This is a genomic window from Cellulomonas septica, from assembly GCF_012396155.1.
Lineage (GTDB): Bacteria > Actinomycetota > Actinomycetes > Actinomycetales > Cellulomonadaceae > Cellulomonas > Cellulomonas septica.
The window spans coordinates 1-1,991 of sequence record NZ_JAAXOY010000654.1; the positions used below are offsets into that span (position 1 = coordinate 1).

Consider the following 1,991-nt stretch of genomic DNA (forward strand, 5'->3'; position numbering starts at 1 on the left):
GCTCATGTACAGGTGCAGGACGGTGCCGCCCGTGTACTTCGTCTGCAGGTCGTCCTGCCGGGCCAGCGCCTCGAACGGGTCGTCCGTGAAGCCCACGGGGAGCTGCGAGGAGTTCGTGTAGTACGGGCGGTCGTCGGGGGCGCGTCGTCGTGGTCGGTCGCTCCCGGTGCTTCTCCCAGGCCAGCGGGAGCGGCGACTCGTCAGGGGGTGCGGTAGCGGGCGTCGTCCGCGTCGATGATCGGCTCGCCGGCGAGGACGTCCGGCGCCGGGTCGTCGGCCTCGGGCGTCGACGTGGAGGACCGCCACGGCGCGTTGCCCGCGACGGCCGACCTCGCGGCCTCGACGGCCTTGTCCTTCAGGGCCACACCCTGCTGCTTCGCGAACTCCGTCGCCTGGCTCTCGACGTCCTGGACGTAGCCCTGGACGCGCGGGTCCTGCCAGACGTCGTTCGCCCAGCCCTTGATCTTCTCGAACTGACCCCGTCCCGCGCGGGTCCCGAGCACGTACCCGAGCCCGACGCCGACGGCGAACACGACCTTGCCCTTCATGAGCGGTCCTCCCGAGGGTCTGTGGCGGCGACGTCCGCAGTGCGCGCCGCCCGTCCGAAGGTCCGAGCGTAGGCACCGGCCCGCGGGCGCGCGCGTCGAACGGCGCTCCGCCGCCGCGGGCGGGCAGGGCCACCACGTGCGGTCGGCGCGACGGAGGGCGTCGCGTCACCACGGCGCGCGCGCGAGCATCCGCGGGTCGACACTGGCGGCACGCGGATGCAGGGGAGGTCGGCATGAGCGAACCGGGCACGGCCACGACGAGCACGCGCTCGGCCGACGGTCCGCCGCTGCGGCGCACGATCGGCCGGCGCGTGCTGCTGCTGTTCGTCGTCGGCGACATCCTCGGCGCGGGCATCTACGCGCTGACGGGCAAGGTCGCGGGCGAGGTCGGCGGCATGATCTGGCTGCCGTTCGTGTGCGCGTTCGTGCTGGCGACGCTCACGGCGACGGCGTACGCGGAGCTCGTCGGCCGGTTCCCGCAGGCGGCGGGTGCGGCGCTGTACGCGAACCGTGCCTTCCGGCGGCCCTTCCTGACCTTCCTCGTGGCGTTCGCGGTGATGATGTCGGGCATCACGTCGGCGAGCGCCGCGGCGCGGGCGTTCGGCGGCGACTACCTCGCGGAGTTCGTGTCGGTGCCGACGCTGGTCGCGGCGTGGTTCTTCCTGCTGCTCATCACGGGCGTCAACCTGCTGGGGATCTCCGAGTCGGTGCGCGTGAACGTCGTGCTGACGATCGTCGAGGCGACGGGCCTGCTGGTGATCCTCGCGATCGGGGCGTGGGCGCTGCTGACGGGCGAGGGCGACCCGAGCCGTGCGTTCGTGCTGGAGACGGACGGGTCGGCGTGGATGGCGGTGCTCGGCGCGACGGCGCTCGCGTTCTACGCGCTGCTCGGGTTCGAGGACTCGGTGAACCTCGCGGAGGAGTGCCACGCGCCGCGCCGGGACTTCCCGCGCGCCCTGTTCGGCGGGCTCGCGGTCGCGGGCGTCATCTACGTGGGCGTCGCGTTCACGTCGTCGATGCTCGTGGAGACGGACGTGCTCGCCGAGTCGACGGGACCCCTGCTGGAGGTCGTCAAGGTCGCGGGCCTGACGTTCCCACCCGCGCTGTTCGCCGTGATCGCGCTGCTCGCGGTGTCGAACACCGCGCTCATCAACATGCTCATGGCGTCGCGGCTGGTCTACGGGATGGCGCAGGAGCGGATCGTGCCGCGCGTGCTGGGACGCGTGGGCGGGCGGCAGACGCCGTACGTCGCGATCGCGTTCACCGTGGTGATCGCGCTGACGCTCGTGGCGACGGGCGACCTGGCGGGGCTCGCGGACACGACGGTGCTGCTCCTGCTGCTCGTCTTCGCGACGGTCAACGTCGCCGTCCTGGTGCTGCGCCGCCGGCCGGACGACGGGACCGACGCGGGCGACGCCGACGCCGCGGCGCGCGACGACGCCG

At 73.2% G+C, this 1,991-nt stretch carries 2 protein-coding genes and 1 pseudogene; 1 reads left to right on the forward strand and 2 read right to left on the reverse strand.

The window, feature by feature from the left end:
* Together nrdD and HGA02_RS17755 are read right to left on the reverse strand one after the other, a co-directional pair.
* Window positions 1–135, reverse strand: a pseudogene (gene nrdD / locus HGA02_RS17750) (anaerobic ribonucleoside-triphosphate reductase); the annotation flags it as partial.
* Window positions 136–200: 65 nt separating this feature from the next.
* Complete coding sequence (locus HGA02_RS17755) at window positions 201–548, reverse strand: YtxH domain-containing protein (protein ID WP_168680564.1); 348 nt, start codon at window positions 546–548, stop codon at window positions 201–203.
* Window positions 549–781: 233 nt separating this feature from the next.
* Here HGA02_RS17755 and HGA02_RS17760 point away from each other — a divergent pair.
* On the forward strand, window positions 782–1,991 hold a 1,210-nt coding region (locus tag HGA02_RS17760; RefSeq protein WP_168680566.1), incomplete at its 3' end, for an APC family permease.